We start from the raw sequence: 17195 nt of genomic DNA on the forward strand, positions 1-17195 counted from the left end.
CACCGGGCACATCCCAGCACCGCTGCAGGGACGTGCGATGCACGCAGGCTCAGCCGCCGGTCGCAGGTGCCGACCCGGAGGCCTTGGTGGCAAGGTCGGAGAGGTTCTTGAACAGCGTCTCGAAGAACCCCTTGATCTCCTTGTTGCCGACCGCGATCAGGATGCCGGCGATGACGGCGGCCAGCAGCCCGTACTCGAGCGCGGTGACGCCATCTTCTTCCTTCAGGAACTTGCGGATGGATGCGTTCATGGCCTTGTCTCCCTCTACTTGTTGTCTGCAGATGCAGGACACCTGTTGGGCGGTGGCCCGGCTCCGCCGGGATCGTCCGTGGGCCCCGCACATCCTGGCGGGGTGGCATGGCGGGAATGCCCCGCCGTGCTCATTCTGGGTAATCGGCCCCGGGGAAAATGCCGGCCGCAACGTCGCGACCACGCGGCGCTGCGCCGGTGGTCGAACTGTTCCGCGATACGGTCGTGGCCATGCGCTCCCCCAGGTGTGGTCGTTTTGAAGCGACCGGATCACCGTGTCATCGACTTTGCCTGAATGGCGGTTGGCTGCAACTGGAACCTATATGCAAATTCGGCAGAAACGCGCCGACCCTTAGACTTTCAGGCTGTTTCTGTGACGTATATCCGTTCGCTGGCAAAACGATTCATCGACGTGCAGATAATGTGATGTCGCAAATGGCGCATGCGAAAATCGTGCCACTGGCGACCACATTTTCTTCATCTGTGTATCTATTTTCTTCAATGCAGGGTTCGGGTTTACCTTCGATGATTATCGGGCATACTCGGTTCCAGGTTGCTGCTTTCAATCGGGTTGGTCGTGCGGCACCGGCCGCAGCGATCCCGGCAATGGCGAAGGTTCCTGGAGGAATGGTGTGGCCCTGTCAGGCAGTGGGGGCCGCAGCGTGTTGCGGATCAACGGGGGGACGACACTGTCATGGTCGATGGTGGGGTAGAAGACAGCGACGACAGCGGCCTGCGATCGATTGATCTGGCGACGCTGAGTGGCGTGCTTCGTGTATGCGATGTCGAACTGCTGCTGCTCGATGGCAACGGGCCGCGGGCGGCCTTTGTTTCGCGCGTGCATGAGGAAGCCCTGTTCTGCAGCATCAGTTGCGGCTTCCATTGCCGTGGCCGCTTCATGCTGCCACCTGACTGGGCGATGCTAGGGTATCTGCACGCGACCGATGAAACACTGAGTTGGTGCCACGGGGTGCCGCTTACACCGGGGATGGCGCTGACGGTGATGCCCGAAGGCATCAGCGAGTTCACGCTGAGCCCAGGTACGCACATGACCCTGATGCTGGTGCCGGTCGCACGGGTGCAACGCAAGTTGACCGAACTGAGCCTGCGCAGCACGCCGCCCGCGGGCCAGGCGCTTTCACTGTTCAATCTGGCGAACGATTCGGCACCACTTGCCCATCATTATCAGCAGCTGCATCTTCAGCTCGGCCAGGGTGCTGGCCTGCAGCCGGAAGAAACCGAACGATTGCTGCACGAGCACGTGCAGGCCCTGCTCGGTGCAGGCGCCGCCGATCGCCCTGGTTGCAGCCGCGCGCGGCGCACGCATTATCTGATCGCGCAGCGGGCGGAGAACTTCATGCGGCTCAACCTGCGCCGCAATATCTACATGAACGAGATATGCGACGCGGCGGGTGTCAGCGAACGCGGCCTGCGCTATGCCTTCGAGGATCTGTTCGGAACCTCGCCCAACCGCTATCTGTCCATGCTGCGCCTCTGTGCTGCCTGTCGCAGCCTGTCGATGGCCGATTCCAGCCGCCGTTCGGTGAAGGCGATCGCCCTCAGCTGCGGCCTCTGGGATCTCTCCCGCTTTGCCGACAATTACCGCAAGGTCTTCGGCGAACTGCCGCGCGATACGCTGATGCGCGCTCCCGCGCAGATCGGCCAGCCGGCCTGAATCAAGCGCCGCAAGGGTTTCGGGGTGGTTTCTGCCGGAATTGCCCATGCGCTTGCCGATATCGTTGCCGCTTCTGCATAACCCGCTGCCGATTCCGGCCGTGGATTTGCCGGAATGCGCGATTGCCGTGCCGGAATGAAGTGCGCAGCCGCCGCCGCGAGCGCTGAAATGTCAATCACCTGCCAAACGGCAAGTCCACTGACATTCCAGTTGTTCGCCTACGGGGGAAGTGCTCATGAATCGCATCTACCGGCGTGTATGGAACCGCCAGCTCAATGCTCTGGTCGTGGCCTCCGAACTGGCCACCGGCGACAGCGGTGGCAGTGCCGCGCGGGATCCGCGCGCCTTCCTGCTGATGCCCACCACGCTCGCCCTGGCCCTGCTGTGTGCACTGGCCAGTGGCCACGCAGGGGCCTCCGAATCCAATCAGTCGCTGCGTGATCTGCAGGCACTTGCAGCCAAGTACACCCAGCCCATGCCGGTCAAGGTCGATGCCGAGGTGGCCCTTGCGGCTGCCGCAAGCCAGGCCCAGAGCAGCCCGGCAATCAGCGCGGATGCGCGCGTCGGCCTGCAGTTGAGCACCGCGGCGCTGCCGGTGGTGCGTGACGTGCTGCCGGCCACCGTGCAGGTGAAGCTGGCCGCGAACACGGCGCCGAAGCAGGTCGCCGTCCCGGGGCTTGCTGCGGATGTCCACGCGAAAGCCAACATCGGCCTCGGCGGTGCGCAGGTGGCATCCATCGATACCGGTGCAAAAGCGGCCGCCGGCATCAGCGGCGCGCCGGCTGGTGCACTGCGGGGCCTGAAGGCTTCTGTAGATGGCGCGCTGGATTCGAAGCTGAAAGTGGCGGGCCATCAGATCGACGCCCAGGGCCAGGCGAAGGCGACGGCGGCGATCACGCTGCCCGCCAAGGAGGAACTGCCGGGAGAAACCCACGATCGGGCGATCACTGCCGCATTCGATGCCGGTGCAGCCGGCAAGGTGCGCGTGCAGGCGCCGGATGGCCAGGAAGTGGTTGCCGATCGCAATCTGAAGCTGGCGGGCCAGGCAATGGTTGCGGCGCAGAACAGCGCATTGGGTGTCGGGGGGCTGGTGGGCGGCGTGGTCGGCGCCGCGGGCAACGCCGTCGGTGGCGCGCTCAACGGCACGGTCGGTACGGTCGGTGGCGCGGTCGGCGGAGCCCTCAACGGCACCGTTGGCAGTGTGGGCGGCGCCGTGGGCGGCACGCTCAACAACACTGTGGGCGCCGTGGGTGGCGCACTGAATGGAGCTGTGGGCACGGTCGGCAGCGCGGTGGGCGGAGCCCTGAACGGCACCGTCGGCAGTGTGGGTGGTGCCGTAGGCGGCACGCTCAACAACACTGTAGGCGCCGTGGGTGGCGCACTGAATGGCGCCGTAGGCACCGTCGGCGGTGCGGTGGGGGGAGCCCTCAACGGCACCGTCGGCAGTGTGGGCGGCGCCGTAGGCGGCACGCTCAACAACACGGTAGGCGCCGTGGGTGGCGCACTGAATGGCGCCGTCGGCACGGTCGGTAGCGTCGGTGGTGCAGTTGGCGGAGCGCTCAATGGCACCGTCGGCAGTGTGGGCGGTGCGGTGGGTGGCACGCTCAATAACACCGTAGGCGCCGTCGGCGGCGCACTGAACGGCGCCGTCGGCACCGTCGGTGGTGCAGTTGGCGGAGCGCTCAATGGCACCGTCGGCAGCGTGGGTGGCGCCGTGGGCGGCACGCTCAACAACACGGTGGGCGCCGTGGGTGGCGCACTGAATGGCGCTGTGGGCACGGTTGGCAGCGCGGTGGGCGGAGCCCTCAACGGCACCGTCGGCAGTGTGGGTGGTGCCGTAGGCGGCACGCTCAACAACACTGTAGGCGCCGTGGGTGGCGCACTGAATGGCGCCGTAGGCACCGTCGGCGGTGCGGTGGGTGGAGCCCTCAACGGCACTGTCGGCAGCGTAGGCGGCACGCTCAACAACACTGTGGGCGCCGTAGGTGGCGCATTGAATGGTGCGGCAGGCACTGTCGGCGCGGTCGGAGGCGCTGTTGGCGGAGCTCTCAATGGCACCGTCGGCAGTGTGGGCGGCGCAGTGGGCGGCACGCTCAACAACACGGTCGGTTCCGTCGGCGGCCTGCTTAATGGCGCCACCGGTTCCGGCACGGGCCTGGGGGGCCTGCTGGGCAATACGCTCGGCAACGTCGGCAGCGCCGTGGGCAACCTGCTCAACGGCAACCTCAATGGCACCCTTGGCAATCTGGGCAGCGCGGTCGGTGGCCTGGTCGGTGGCACGCTGAGCGGCCTGGGCCTGACCAAGCCCTCCGCGATTCCCCCCACCAGCCCGAAGGCCCCTGCCGCGGCGGATCCGAATGCGGGCCTGATCATCGGCACCGGTGGCCTGGTCGGCAATGTCGGCCAGCTGATCGGGCCGACCACCACCAGCCTGTTCGGCGGCAACGGCTACCTGAGCAACGGCAACCTCAAGCTCAGCAATGCCAACGTGATGCAGACCTACTCGACGGTCAACGTGCTGGGCCTGCCGGTAGTGAACCTGTCGCCGGTCGGCAGCACCCTCAACGGGCTGGGTGGTGCCGTTACCGGTGGCAGCTCGCACCTGACCCTGATCGGTGGCGTGACCTCCGACAGCTACATCTACAACATCAACAACGGCAATCCGGGCGGCCTGCTGGGCCTGCTGCTGCCGAAGGATTCGCCTGCCTGGGCCGCCAAGTGCCTGGACGTCGCCCTGGCCGACATCTCGTGCTGGGCGGTCAACGCCGCGCAGGACTACCAGGTGCTGATGGGCGACGGTGCGTTCGCCAACGGTTCGAAGGAAGTGGTGATCGGTGCCAACGCACGTCACGAGCTGCCGAAGGTTGATGCCAACGTTGCCTTCCCGGGTGATGGGGTCAACGACCCGAGCAACCCGACCGGTGTGCCGACCGCCGACTACGCTGCACGCATGGGCCATTCGGTGATCGTGGGTGACAGTGCCGTGGGTACCGCCAACGGCCAGACCCTGCTGGGTGCTGAGGCCACCTCCAACCAGGCCAACTCGGTGGCACTGGGCTACCGTTCGGCCGCACTGCGCGGCGCGCAGGCCAGCTACACCGCGTATGGCCTCACTGCGCCGCAGGTCTCGGCCGGTGAAGTGTCAGTGGGCACCGCCGGTGGCGGCGAGCGCCAGATCACCAACGTGGCTGCCGGCAGTGTCAACACCGATGCGGTCAACGTGGCCCAGTTGAAGGGTGCGATCAGCCTGATCAACGGCGTGGCCGATGCCGCGGTGACCTACGACCTGGATGCCGGTGGCAATCCGAACTACCGCCGGGTCACCCTCGGCGCCGGTACCGGCACCACCACCATCGGCAACCTGGCCGGCGGCGCGATCACCGCAGGCAGCCTGGAGGCGGTCAACGGTGGCCAGCTGGCTGGTACCAATGCAGCCATCGCCAGCTTCTTCGGTGGCCGCGCGGCGTTCGACCCGGCCAGTGGTGTCTTCACCGCACCGCTGTTCGAGATCAGCAGCATCTCCACCGGTGGTGCCATCGCCAAGGGCCTGTATGAGAACGCCACCGATGCCTTCGCCGCTGTCGATGGCTCGCTGGTCAACCTCAACACGCAGATCACCGACATCCGTAACGGTGGCACCAAGTACCTGCGGGTGAACTCGACCGGTATCGAGGCCCTGGCCAGTGGCACCGACTCGATTGCAGTCGGCACCAATGCCCGCGCCACCGCCGCCAACAGCATCGCGGTCGGTGCCGGCAGCCTGGCCGATCGTGCCAACAGTGTCTCCATCGGCGCGGCCGGTGCCGAGCGCCAGGTCACCAACATGGCCGCCGGTACAGCGGCGACCGATGCGGTCAACGTGGGCCAGTTGCAGGCTTCCGAGCAGGGCGCCCTGCGCTACGACCTCAACGGCGACGGCAGCGTCAACTACGCCAGCGCCACGCTGGGCCAGACCGGCACCGCGACCACGCTGCGCAACCTCGGCCCGGGCCAGGTCAGTGCCACCAGCAGTGAAGCCATCAACGGTGCACAGCTGTTCGCCGCCAACCAGGCCGTGGCCACCCACCTCGGTGGTGGTGCAGCGGTCAACGCCAGCGGCGTGCTGACCGCACCGACCTACTCGATCAACAACGTGGCCGCCAACGGCACGATCACCAAGGGCAACTACAACGACGTCGGCACCGCCTTCGACGCGGTCAGCAATTCGCTGGCCAACGTCGCCGACCAGACCGGCGAGATCGACAAGCTGGCGGTGAAGTACGACGTCGATGGCAGTGGCAACGTGATCAACAGTGTCTCGCTGAAGGGCACCGGCACCGGTGCGGTGAAGGTGACCAACGTGGCCGCGGGCAGCATCCTGGCCGGCAGCAGTGATGCCATCACCGGCGACCAGCTGTTCAGCACGAACAGCACCATCGCCAACTACTTCGGTGGCACCACCGCCTACAACGGCACCACCAACGTGTGGACCGCACCGAAGTTCAGCATCTCCAGCATCGCCACCGATGGCACCTTCACCAGCGGTGATTACAACAACGTCACCGCCGCATTCACCGCCGTGGATGGCTCGCTGAAGGTCCTCAACCAGCGCATCACCAATGGTGGCGGTGGCAGTGCCTACCTGGCGGTGAACTCGACGGCAGCGGCTGCAACGGCGGCCGGCGCGGAGGCGGTGGCGGTCGGCCCGCAGGCGAGTGCCGCAGGTGCCAACAGCGTGGCGGTCGGCAATGGCGCCAGTGCCAGCGCGGGCAACAGCGTGGCGCTGGGTGCCGGTTCGGTGGCCAGCGTCGGTGCGCAGGCAGGCTACACCGGTGCCTATGGGCAGACCGGTGCCAGCAACTCGGCAGGTGAGGTGTCGGTGGGCAGCACCGGCAGCGAGCGCAAGATCACCCATGTTGCTGATGGCTCCGACGACCACGATGCGACCAATGTCGGGCAGCTGAAGAACGGCGTGAACTACGCCATCGACCAGTCCAAGTCCTACACCGACCAGAAGATCCAGAACATCACCAATGTGGCCGGCAGCTTCCGCGCCAACAACACCAACAACCTGGCCGATCCGTCGGCCAGTGGTGCCAACTCGGCCGCCGGTGGCGCGGGTTCCGCCGCGGCGGGTGCCAACTCGACCGCGCTGGGCAATGGCTCGCAGGCACAGGCCGACAACTCGGTGGCGCTGGGTGCGGGCTCGGTGGCGAACCGTGCCAATACGGTGTCGGTGGGTGCCAGCGGTGCGGAACGCCAGGTGGTCAACGTGGCCGATGGCACGCAAGCGACCGATGCGGTCAATGTACGGCAGCTGCAGGCGTCGCAGCAGGGCACCCTCCGCTATGACACCACCACCAACGGTGCCACCAACTTCAACAGCGTGACCCTTGGCAGCACCACCAGTGGCCCGACCACGGTGCGCAATGTCGCCGCCGGCACCGCCGGCACCGACGCGGTCAACGTGGACCAGTTGAAGTCGGGCATGGCACAGACCCTGGATTGGTCGAAGGCCTACACCGACGAGCGCATGGGTGGCTTCGAGCGCGACCTGCGCAAGACCGACAACCGCGCCTCGGCCGGTATCGCTTCGGCGATGGCCACCGCAGCCCTGCCGCAGCCCAGCGAAGCGGGCCGCAGCATGGCCTCGGTCGCAGCCGGCAGCTACAACGGTGAGTCGGGCGTGGCGATCGGTATCTCCGGAGTCTCCGAAGGTGGTCGCTGGATCTACAAGTTCAGCGGCTCCACCAACAGCCGTGGCGAGGCCGGCGTGGCCGTCGGTGCCGGCATCCAGTGGTGATCCCCGCCGCCGGGTCGCAGGTGCGGCCCGGCATCGCGGAAACGTCTACAGGGGGAACGACATGAAACAGCATCGCATCGCCCGCACCGGCCAGCTGGCCGCTACGCTGGGCCTGATCCTGGGAATGGGGCTGCTGGCCGCGTGCCGCAGCCATGCGCCGGCCGCCGACGGTCCGGCCGAAGCCACCGCCGTCCACTTCCCGGACGCCTCCAAGGCCTCGCTGAAGGAGGGCATCTATCCCGATGTCGCCGACCTGCGCCGCTTCGCGCCGGGCATGAGCAAGCGCCAGCTCTACACCTTGTTGGGCACGCCGCATTTCAACGAAGGCATGTGGGGCGTGCGCGAGTGGAACTACCTGTTCAACTTCCGGACGGCGCAGGGTGCCGAATACTTCACCTGCCAGTTCCAGGTGCGATTCGACAGCAAGGGCATCGCCCAGGGCGGCTACTGGAAGCCGGAATCGTGCGCGGCCGTGCTCGAGCCGCCGCGGCCGCCAGCACCGCCGCCGCCGGCACCGTTACCGGAACAGCCGCTACGACTGTCTGCCGATGCGCTGTTCGGGTTTGACAGCGCCGTGCTCAGCGCAGAAGGCCAGCAGGCGGTGCAGGTGGTGTTGGCGCAGGTGCGCGAGGCCGCGCAGGTGCAGTCGATCCGGGTGACCGGGTACACCGATCGCATCGGCAGCGCCAGTTACAACCAGACGCTGTCGCAGCGCCGCGCCGAGGCCGTACGGAATGCCCTGGTGCAGGGCGGGGTGCCCGCCACCGCGATCAGTGCCGAAGGGCGGGGTGCGGCCGAGCCGATCGTGCAGTGCGAGCAACGCAACCGTCGCGAGCTGATCGCGTGCCTGGCCCCGAACCGGCGCGTGCAGATCGCCGGGATGGCCCAGCCGCGCTGACAGTCCCGCGCCGGGGAGTGTCCCGGTATACCGAGTCCCCCCTGACCGCCGGCAGGACGTGGTTACGTCTCCCCCGTCGACCACGCCTGCCGGCGGCTCAGGTTTTCTCCATGGTGCACGCGATGAATGCCCAATTCCTGCCTCTTTCCATGAAGACGGAAGCCACACTGAGTGTGTATGGCCAGCTCGGCAACCATGCCGTGGTGCGCATTCCCGGGCGGCGCCTGCCAGGGCTGATCCTGCAGGCCGATACCGTGGCCGGGTTCCTGGCGCAGTTGCAAGAGGCCCAGGCATGCCTGCGCAGCGGGCGCGCACAGCGCACCGACGCCGAGCTGGACATGCTTATCGACGTGTTGCAGCAGTGGTATGCGCTGATCGAATCGCGCCTGGCCGACGCCGGCGAGGCGCTGTAGAAGAAAAAGGGGACGGAGGGGATTAAGTCGTTTCCGGCACGGCTGGGGCATTGACGACTTAATCCCCTCCGTCCCCTTTTCTGTGTCATGCGCGTGCGCGGATCAACCAGCAGGCAGCGTCCACGCGGACCCGATCGCCCTCGATGAATGGCGTGAATGCTGCCAGCGCCTTGTCGCGGAGTGCAGCGGCGCGTTCTCCGGGCAGGTCTCGCAGGGCAAGACCCAGTGCACCGAGCTGCCCCACATAGGTCGGCAGTTCATTGCGGGCGAGGGAGCAGGGCAGGGCCACCGCAGTCACTTCGACGTCCTTCCAGCCGGCGGCCTGCAGCAGGTGGTGGATGCGTTCATCGTCGGCGAAGGCGAACTGCCCGGGTGCGCCAGGTCTCCGCGGTGGCAGATCCAGCTCATCACCGATGGCCCGCTCGGCGGTCGTCATGAACGGGTTTTCCTCTGCGCTGCGCCAGGCGATGAAGCGCAGGCCCGAATTCGGCCTGGCTGCACGATGCTGGTTGGCGAACGCGGCCCCGGTATCCTCGAAGAACATCACCCCCAACCGCGACTGGATCCAGTCGAAGTGCCCAGAGGGCAGAGGGTGCTGTTGCGCGTCTGCGACGATGAAGTCAGCGTCCAGCCCCGCCGTTTCCGCGCGCTTGCGCGCCATTGCCAGCATCGGTGCGGAGATGTCCACGCCGGTGCAGTGGGCGGCCGGACGTGCCGCGCCGGCGGCAAGCAGGCTCGCGCCCGTGCCGCATCCGATGTCGAGCAGTTGCGTGACGGTTTCTGGCAACTCGGCGACCAGCAGGTCGGCCATCGGCTGGAACAGGCCATCGAGGATGGCCTGCTGGGCGACCCAGATCTGGCCGCTGGGGCCATTCCAGAGGGTGTTCTGATCAACGGGGGATGTGCTGGCCATGGCCTTGCCTTGTCCGGAAGTGGCCCATAGGTTGCTGCTTGAAGACGACTTGAGGTCAAGCCCATGCGTGAACTGGATATCGGCGAGGTGGTGAAGCGCAGCGGGGTGCCGGCCTCGACCCTGCGCTACTACGAGCAGCTGGGGCTGTTGCAGGCGCTGGGGCGCCGTGGCCTGCGACGGCAGTATGACGAGCAGGTGCTGGAACGGCTGGCACTGATAGGGCTGGGCCAGGCCGCTGGGCTGTCGTTGCAGCAGATCGGGCTGTCATTGCCACGGCAGGGCTGTATCACCCTGGATCGCGAGGCGCTGCTGGCGCAGGCCGAGGTGCTGCAACGGCAGATCACGCAGCTGCAGCGGGTACGGCGGCATCTGCAGCGGGCTGCGGCATGCCCGCAGGCAGAGGATGCCCGGAAGTGCGGTTCGTTCCGGAAACTGTTGCGCGCGCAGCAGCGAATGGGTGGGTGAGAGGAGGGCATCCACGCATGGCGTGGATCTACTGCACCACGGCTTCGGCAGATCCACGCCATGCGTGTATGAATCAATCGCGGGTGCTGACTTCCCACGTGGCATGCAGCACGCCCGGTACGTGCTCCATCCGCGCCAGCACCACATCCAGCTCGTCGGCACTCACAGCGGTACTGACCAGCACGGCGATCACATCGGAGGGCGCGTCGGCATGCTCGACCACCTGCACGTCGCCTACCGGGTACTGTGCCGCTTCCAGCGCGTCGACCAGCCGTTCGCGCACCCGCGGCACGGCTTCGGCATCCACGCTCAGTCGCACTTCATAGGTGGCTTCGGTGGCGGCCTCGTTGATCGGAATGCGGTTGATCGCGTTTACCAGCGGCCGCAGCAGGGTATTGCCGGCGATGATCAGTACGGTCAGCAGCACGCCTTCGGCCAGCATGTCCGCACCGGTGCAGCTGCCCACCGCCGCCGAGCACCACAGGGTGGCGGCGGTGTTGAGGCCGCGCACGTTCATGCCTTCCTTCATGATCACGCCAGCGCCGAGGAAGCCGACGCCGGAGACCACGTAGGAGATCACCCGCACGGCTTCGGCGCTGCCGGCGATGCGCATGCCCAGGTCGACGAAGGCGGCCGCGCCTACGGCCACCAGTACGTTGGTGCGCAGGCCGGCGGTGCGCTGCCGGTATTGGCGCTCGGCACCGATCAACGTGCCCAGGACGAAGGCGGCCAGCAGGCTGACCACGGTGTCGGCGAAGGGACCGGCCTGGAAGGTTTCAATGAAGCGCATGGCCGGAGTCTACCCGGTCGAGGTGACAGTAGATCCACGCCATGCCTGGATTTCGAAAGTGCCAGAAACGACTTGATCCCCTCCGTCCCCTTCTTTGCGGGGTCAGTCGGTGTCCTCCACCCGCTCGCCCATCAGCTCGCGCTGGCGCTTGTCCAGTTCTTCGGCGTAGCGCTTGCGCACGAAGGCTTCGGAGACGACGCCCAGCACCTGGCCGTCGGCGCCGACCACCGCCAGCTCGTCGGCCTGGGTCTGGTCGAAGCGCTGCATCACGCTGACCACGTCGGAGGACGGTGCCAGCGAGACGTCACGGTTCTCGGCCAGTTCGCCGATCAGGGCTTCCGGCTTCACGCCATCGCCGTAGACCCGTGGAATCTGCACGATGCCGGCATAGTGGCCCTCGCTGTCGATCAGGATCACCCGGGTGCCCGAGCCCAGTGGAAAGCGTTGGCGGAAGGAGGCCACATCGAGATCGGCCGGGGCGGTGGCCACGCCCTTGCGCATCAGGCGCCCGGCATTGAGGTTCTGCACCCAGCCGACGTCGCGGGCGCTCTTGATGGTCTCGCCGCGCAGGTGCATGCGCCAGGTCGAGAACGAGTAGCCGAACCATTGCCGCACCAGTGTGCTGGACACCAGCACGGCGCTCATCACCACGCTGGTCAGCAGGAAGTCGTGAGTACCTTCCAGCACCAGCATGGCCATGGTCATTGGCGCACCAACGACGGCGGCGGCCAGTGCGGCCATGCCGGCCAGCGCGGCGGAGGTGGCATCGATCACCGGCACGCCGGTGGCCATGCCCAGCAGGCCGGCGAACAACGCGCCGACCAGGGTGCCCATGAACAGCGAAGCGAAGAACAGGCCGCCACGGAAGCCGAAGCCCAGCGAGATGCCAGAGGCCAGGCACTTCAGGGTCAGCAGGCCGCCGATCCAGATCAGCGGGAGATGCGTGGTCAGGTCCAGGTGCAGCGCGCCGTGGCCGGACGACAGCACCTGCGGGCTGGCCAGTGCCAATGGAATCAGCAGCAGGCCGCCGACCACCGGCCGGCCCCACGCGGGCAGCGGGCTGCGCTTGACCGTGCCTTCGATCGAAGCGATCAGGCGCATGATGGCAATGCCGACCATCGCGCAGCAGCAGCCGAGCAGGCCGTAGATGGCGTAGTCGGCGGCGCGCACGTCGATGGTCGAGGCAGCGGGCAGCAGATAGGCCTCGATCCCGGCCTGGTCGGCCACGAACGCGCCGGCCAGTGCGGCCACCGCCACCGGCGCCAACGCGGCCGGGGTGTAGGCGCCGATGACGATCTCGAACGCATAGAACGCACCGGCCAGCGGCGCACCAAACGCAGCGGCGATGGCGCCGGCGGCACCGGCACCGACCAGGATGCGCACGTCGTTCCGGCGCAGGCGCATCACCCGGCCCAACTGAGAGCCGCTGCCTGCGCCCATCTGCGTATACGAAGCCTCCAGGCCGACCGACGCGCCGCAGCCGTTGGACAGCAGGGTCTGGGTCAGCACGATCAGGTTGTCGCGCATCGACATGCGGCCACCGTGCAGGGCATTGGCTTCGACCGCGTCGAGCAGGGGCCGTTTCAGCCGCGTCGCCGCCAGGCTGACCAGGCCGACCAGCAGGCCACCCAGCGGCAGCACCAGCAGCGCTGTCCAGGTCAGCGCGGGCAGGGAGCTCAGGCGCATCCCTTCATCCAGCCCGTACAGGGAGCCTTGCAACCAACGTGCAATGCCGGACTGCAGCAGGGTCAGGTAGCCGGCGATCAGGCCGACCAGCAGCGCCAGCGCGATGAACCACAGGTCGCTACCGCGCAGCCGCAGGCGCAGGCCCTGGAAGGCCAGATGCAGGCGCGATGGCGAAACAGGCGAAGACATGGTGGCGGCATGATACGCCGCCACCGTGAGCGCCACCGTCACCGCATCGGGCGGCTACCGGCTCAGAAGCGGTAGCGGCCCTGCACGTAGAAGGTGCGCGGCGCGGCCACCATGCGGCCGGCGTTGCCATCGACGTTGCGGGTGTACCAGCGCTTGTCGGCCAGGTTGTTCACGCCCAGTGCGATCTCGCTGTCACCCAGGCCCGGCACCTGCCAGGCCACCTGCGCGTTCCACAGGCGCACGCCCGGCACGCGGCCCACGCGCGCATCAGCGGTTTCTTCCCAGGTGTTGGCGGCATCGGAGAACTGGCCGCTCTGGTGGGTGCTGGAGACATTGAAGGTCCAGCCGGCCAGCGCGTAGCGGGCGCCCACGCTGTCGGTGTCGCGCGAGTAGAACGGCACGTCCAGGCCACGGTTGTCGCCCGACTGCTGGATCGCCTTGGTCCAGGTGTAGTTGGCGTACAGCTCCAGACCGGCCAGCGCGCTGTCCTCGGCGAAGTGGTACTCCAGTGCGCTCTCCACGCCCTTGTGGTCGGTGGCACCAATGTTCTGGAAGGTGGGCGGGGTGATCCCCGGCACCTGCAGGATCTGGTTGTCGAAGCGCATCTTGAACACGGTCACTTCCGCGCGAAGTGCACCGTCCTGCCAGCGTGCGCCCAGTTCGGTGGTCTTTGCCACCTCCGGGTTCAGCGGATTGCTGGCGGTCTGCGAATTCAGCTGGATGTTCTGCACCGGTCCGAACGAGGTGGTGTAGTTGCCAAACACAGTCAGCTGCGGGGTCAGCAGGTAGGCGACGTTGATCGAGGGCAGCGCCTTGTCGTTGCGGCTGCTGAAGGTCGCCGTGCCACCGGCCTGGCGGCGGTCCATGTCGATCCATTCCATGCGCACGCCGGGCGTGATCCGCCACTGGCCGATCGCGATGCGGTCGTCGATGTAGAAGGCGTGCGCGTCGGTGGCGTTGTCGAAGCGGGTGGTGGCACTGGCCGCGCCGGTGCGGCGGGTTACGGTGTAGCTGCGGTCGTTGCCGCGCTCGCGCAGGAAGCGGTAGCCGGCGGTGATGTCATGCACCGTGCTGCCCAAGTGCAGGCGCTGGGTGTAGCGCGGCTCGATGCCAAGCACGCGGTAGTCTCGCGGCTGCACGGTCAGCTGGGTGTTGGCCGCGTTTATCAGCGAGCTGGCGCGGGTGCTTTCGTTGTAATAGGCCAGCACCTCGAACTCGCTGTTGGCCGACAACGTGTTGGTGTAGCCCAGGTCGATGCCGGTGCGATGGCCCTTCCAGAAGTCGGTCGGCCGGGTGTTCTGGAACGGGTCGGTCTTGTACTGCGCGCGGGTCAGGCCGCCCGGGGTCAGTGAGCGAACGTCGTAGTAGGACAGCTTGGCTCGCAGCTCCTGCTGTCCGTCGATGGCATAGGCGAACTTCAGCGCGAGATCGTTGAAGCGGTCATCGCTGCCCTGGCGCCAGCCGCGGCCATCCTGGCCGGAGTAGAGCAGGGCGGCGCCCAGCCCGTTGTCGCCGGTGCCGCCGAGGAAGGCGTTGTACTGGGTGCTGTCACCGCCGCCGTGGTCGTAGGCGGTGTAACGCACCCCGGCTTCGCCGTGCAGGCCGGTCCCGGTGGGAATGGCGCGGGTGCTGAAGTTGATGATGCCGCCCACGTTCTGCGGCCCGTAGCGCACCGCGCCGCCGCCACGCACCACGTCGATCGACTCGATGTTGGACAGGCTGGTCGGTGCGAACGACAGCTGCGGTTGGCCATACGGCGCTACCGCAAGCGGCACGCCGTCCAGCAGTACGGTCGAGCGCGGCGAGTAGCGGCCGGTGAGGCCACGCACGCCGATGTTCAGCGACACCGAGCTGCCGGCGGTGCCGGCGTTGTCGGTGACCTGCACGCCGGGGATGCGTCGCATCGCATCACCGATGCTCGCCGCGCCGCTGGCCTCGATGCGCTGGCGGTCGACTACGGTGCGTGCGCCGGCGAAGCTCCTGACGCTGTCATGCAGGCCGGTGCCCAGCCAGTTGCCGGAGACCTGGATGCTGTCCAGCGTGGTGGCGCTGTCCTGGGCGGAGGCGGTAGCGGCCGGCAGCAGGCACAGGGCAAGGGCGGCGGCCAGCGGCAGGCGGGCCGGTTGCATGGCGTGGGTGGGCATCGGTGCGGGCTGTGGAAGGTGGTAAATGAGAACCGCTTATTGCTGATTCCATTCGCCAATGGAATGCGCCGCCGGTTCACGCTGTTCCCCCGGTGGTAGAGTGGGCGATTGCTTCCTGACTCGCTGAGATCCGCCATGTCCCAAGCCGCCTTCTACCCCGTCGGAATCCCTGGCCAGCCGTGGGGAGCGGCGGAACGGGAGGCGTGGCGTGGCCGCCAGCAGCGCCTGCGCCGCTACGACGAGGAGGTGCTGCCGCGCATCGAGGCGCTGGCCTCCCGCTTCGAGAAGGTGGCCTATGGCCAGCTCGACTACGCTGGCGAGACCTACACCCTGTTCGCCCTGCGCAGCCGCGACTGGAACCCGGCGTTGCCGGCCGCGCTGGTTACAGGTGGCGTGCATGGGTATGAAACCAGCGGCGTGATGGGCGCGCTGGAGTTCCTTGAGAAGCATGGCACCGACTATGCAGGCAAGGCCAACCTGCTGGTGGCGCCGTGCGTGAACCCGTGGGGCTTCGAGCGCATCAACCGCTGGAACTTCGATGCGATCGATCCGAACCGCAATTTCCGCGCCGATGGCCCGGCCCGCGAATCGACCGCTGTCATCGAGCTGATCGCGCCTTACAAAGGCCAGTTCGTGCTGCATATCGACCTGCACGAAACCACCGACAGCGACGAGAGCGAGTTCCGCCCGGCGCTGGCCGCACGTGACGGCAAGCCGTTCGAGCCGGGCCTGATTCCCGATGGCTTCTATCTGGTGGATGACAGCGAGAACCCGCAGGCGGCGTTCCAGCAGGCGGTGATCGCCGCGGTGGAAAAGGTGACCCATATCGCCCCGGCCGACGACAAGGGCGAGATCATCGGTTCGCCGGTGGTGGCCCACGGCGTGATCGAATACCCGCTGGTGAAGCTGGGCCTGTGCGCTGGCATCACCGGTGCGAAGTACACCACCACCACCGAGGTCTACCCGGACAGCCCGCGCGCCACCCCGCAGCAGTGCAACGACGCCCAGGTGGCAGCGGTGTGCTCGGCGCTGGATTACGCGCTCGCCCATCGTTGATCGGTAGTGCCGGCCGCTGGCCGGCAACCGCGGGACACCGGGATTGCCGGCCAGCGGCCGGCACTACCTCATCCAAGCGCGTCGGCCCACCACAGGGCGGCTGGCCCCGGCGGCGTATCGCGACGCCACAACAGATCGCTGTGGATGCGCCGTGGCCAGCCGGGCAGGGTCAGTTCCACCAGCTGCCCGCGGTCGTAGCGCCGTACCAGCGCGCGTGGCAGCTCGGCCCAGCCGATGCCGTCCTCGGCCATCTCCATCACCATCAGGTAGTCGGTGGCGGTCCATGCCAGGCCCGTGGCCGCGCGGGTGTGGTCGACCTCCGCGCTCAACCGCACCTGCCGGTGCCGTGCCAGCTGGGAAGCCGCGCGCCGGCCGGCGTCGGCCAGCAGATGGCCGCGCGCCACATACACCGACAGTTCGCTGTGGTGCGCCAACGGTCGCGCCACCAGTCCGTCCGGATAGCTTTCCTGGCGTGGCAGCAGGCCCAGCGCGGCGCGACCACTGCCGACCAGTTCCAGCACGTCATCGCCTTCGGCATCCAGCCATTCCAGTTCGATCTCGGGGAACGCTTCGGCAAAGCGCTGCAACACGCGCTGCTCCGGATCGAGCTGGTAGACGTCGGAGAACACCACGGTCAGCCGCGCTTCGACCGGGGCGGCCAAGCGAACGCTCAACTGCTGCAGGCGCGCATCGGCGGCAAGGATCTCCTGTGCGTGGCCCAGTACCTGGCGCCCGGCCTCGGTCAGCTGCGGGTAGCGCCCGCTGCGATCAAACAGGCTCACGCCCAGGTCGGCCTCCAGGTGGGCGATGGCGGTGCTGACCGTCGATTGGGTCTTGCGCAGGCGGCGCGCGGCTGCCGAGAACGAGCCCAGTGCGGCCGCTTCGACGAACGCCTGCAGGGATTCAGGGGAGTAGGGCATTGATCCATCGCTCCT

At 67.4% G+C, this 17195-nt stretch carries 12 protein-coding genes; 6 read left to right on the forward strand and 6 right to left on the reverse strand.

Going from position 1 to position 17195, the window contains the following annotated elements; genetic code table 11:
- Window positions 1–49 precede the first annotated feature (49 nt).
- Window positions 50–250 (reverse strand): Flp family type IVb pilin, encoded by a 201-nt coding sequence (locus AASM09_RS09595; RefSeq protein ID WP_049426692.1) that lies wholly within the window; start codon window positions 248–250, stop codon window positions 50–52.
- A gap of 693 nt (window positions 251–943) precedes the next feature.
- Here AASM09_RS09595 and AASM09_RS09600 point away from each other — a divergent pair.
- The 4 genes from AASM09_RS09600 (at window position 944) to AASM09_RS09615 (ending at window position 9017) form a co-directional block, all read left to right on the forward strand.
- Window positions 944–1924 (forward strand): AraC family transcriptional regulator, encoded by a 981-nt coding sequence (locus AASM09_RS09600; RefSeq protein WP_049426693.1) that lies wholly within the window; start codon window positions 944–946, stop codon window positions 1922–1924.
- Window positions 1925–2159: 235 nt separating this feature from the next.
- Window positions 2160–7706: an ESPR-type extended signal peptide-containing protein gene (locus tag AASM09_RS09605; protein WP_100443823.1), complete on the forward strand. Its 5547-nt coding sequence runs from the start codon at window positions 2160–2162 to the stop codon at window positions 7704–7706.
- 61 nt (window positions 7707–7767) lie between these two features.
- Window positions 7768–8604: an OmpA family protein gene (locus tag AASM09_RS09610; RefSeq protein WP_049427169.1), complete on the forward strand. Its 837-nt coding sequence runs from the start codon at window positions 7768–7770 to the stop codon at window positions 8602–8604.
- Window positions 8605–8726: 122 nt separating this feature from the next.
- On the forward strand, window positions 8727–9017 hold the full coding sequence (locus AASM09_RS09615) for a DUF6959 family protein (RefSeq protein ID WP_014037513.1): 291 nt from the start codon (window positions 8727–8729) through the stop codon (window positions 9015–9017).
- A gap of 85 nt (window positions 9018–9102) precedes the next feature.
- On the opposite strand, the gene AASM09_RS09620 is transcribed toward AASM09_RS09615, so the two are convergent.
- Window positions 9103–9930 (reverse strand): class I SAM-dependent methyltransferase, encoded by an 828-nt coding sequence (locus tag AASM09_RS09620; RefSeq protein WP_049427167.1) that lies wholly within the window; start codon window positions 9928–9930, stop codon window positions 9103–9105.
- Between the two features lie 63 nt (window positions 9931–9993).
- Here AASM09_RS09620 and AASM09_RS09625 point away from each other — a divergent pair, with 63 nt between their 5' ends.
- Complete coding sequence (locus AASM09_RS09625; protein WP_049427164.1) at window positions 9994–10395, forward strand: MerR family transcriptional regulator; 402 nt, start codon at window positions 9994–9996, stop codon at window positions 10393–10395.
- Between the two features lie 73 nt (window positions 10396–10468).
- Here the strand turns inward: AASM09_RS09625 and AASM09_RS09630 are convergent, their stop codons facing one another.
- The 3 genes from AASM09_RS09630 to AASM09_RS09640 all read right to left on the reverse strand — a co-directional run bounded on the left by AASM09_RS09630 (window position 10469) and on the right by AASM09_RS09640 (window position 15204).
- Window positions 10469–11185 carry an MgtC/SapB family protein gene (locus AASM09_RS09630; RefSeq protein WP_049427162.1) on the reverse strand — a complete coding sequence of 239 codons (717 nt, stop codon included), beginning with the start codon at window positions 11183–11185 and terminating at the stop codon, window positions 10469–10471.
- A gap of 102 nt (window positions 11186–11287) precedes the next feature.
- Complete coding sequence (locus AASM09_RS09635) at window positions 11288–13060, reverse strand: chloride channel protein (protein WP_049427174.1); 1773 nt, start codon at window positions 13058–13060, stop codon at window positions 11288–11290.
- A gap of 62 nt (window positions 13061–13122) precedes the next feature.
- Window positions 13123–15204 (reverse strand): TonB-dependent receptor family protein, encoded by a 2082-nt coding sequence (locus AASM09_RS09640; protein ID WP_100443825.1) that lies wholly within the window; start codon window positions 15202–15204, stop codon window positions 13123–13125.
- A gap of 135 nt (window positions 15205–15339) precedes the next feature.
- Here AASM09_RS09640 and AASM09_RS09645 point away from each other — a divergent pair, with 135 nt between their 5' ends.
- Window positions 15340–16260: a M14 family metallopeptidase gene (locus AASM09_RS09645; protein WP_049427612.1), complete on the forward strand. Its 921-nt coding sequence runs from the start codon at window positions 15340–15342 to the stop codon at window positions 16258–16260.
- Between the two features lie 68 nt (window positions 16261–16328).
- Here AASM09_RS09645 and AASM09_RS09650 read toward each other — a convergent pair whose 3' ends face one another.
- A complete protein-coding gene (locus tag AASM09_RS09650; protein WP_100443826.1) occupies window positions 16329–17180 on the reverse strand; it encodes a LysR family transcriptional regulator in 852 nt (283 codons plus the stop codon).
- Window positions 17181–17195: the final 15 nt, after the last annotated feature.

Source organism: Stenotrophomonas maltophilia (assembly GCF_039555535.1).
GTDB lineage: Bacteria > Pseudomonadota > Gammaproteobacteria > Xanthomonadales > Xanthomonadaceae > Stenotrophomonas > Stenotrophomonas maltophilia_Q.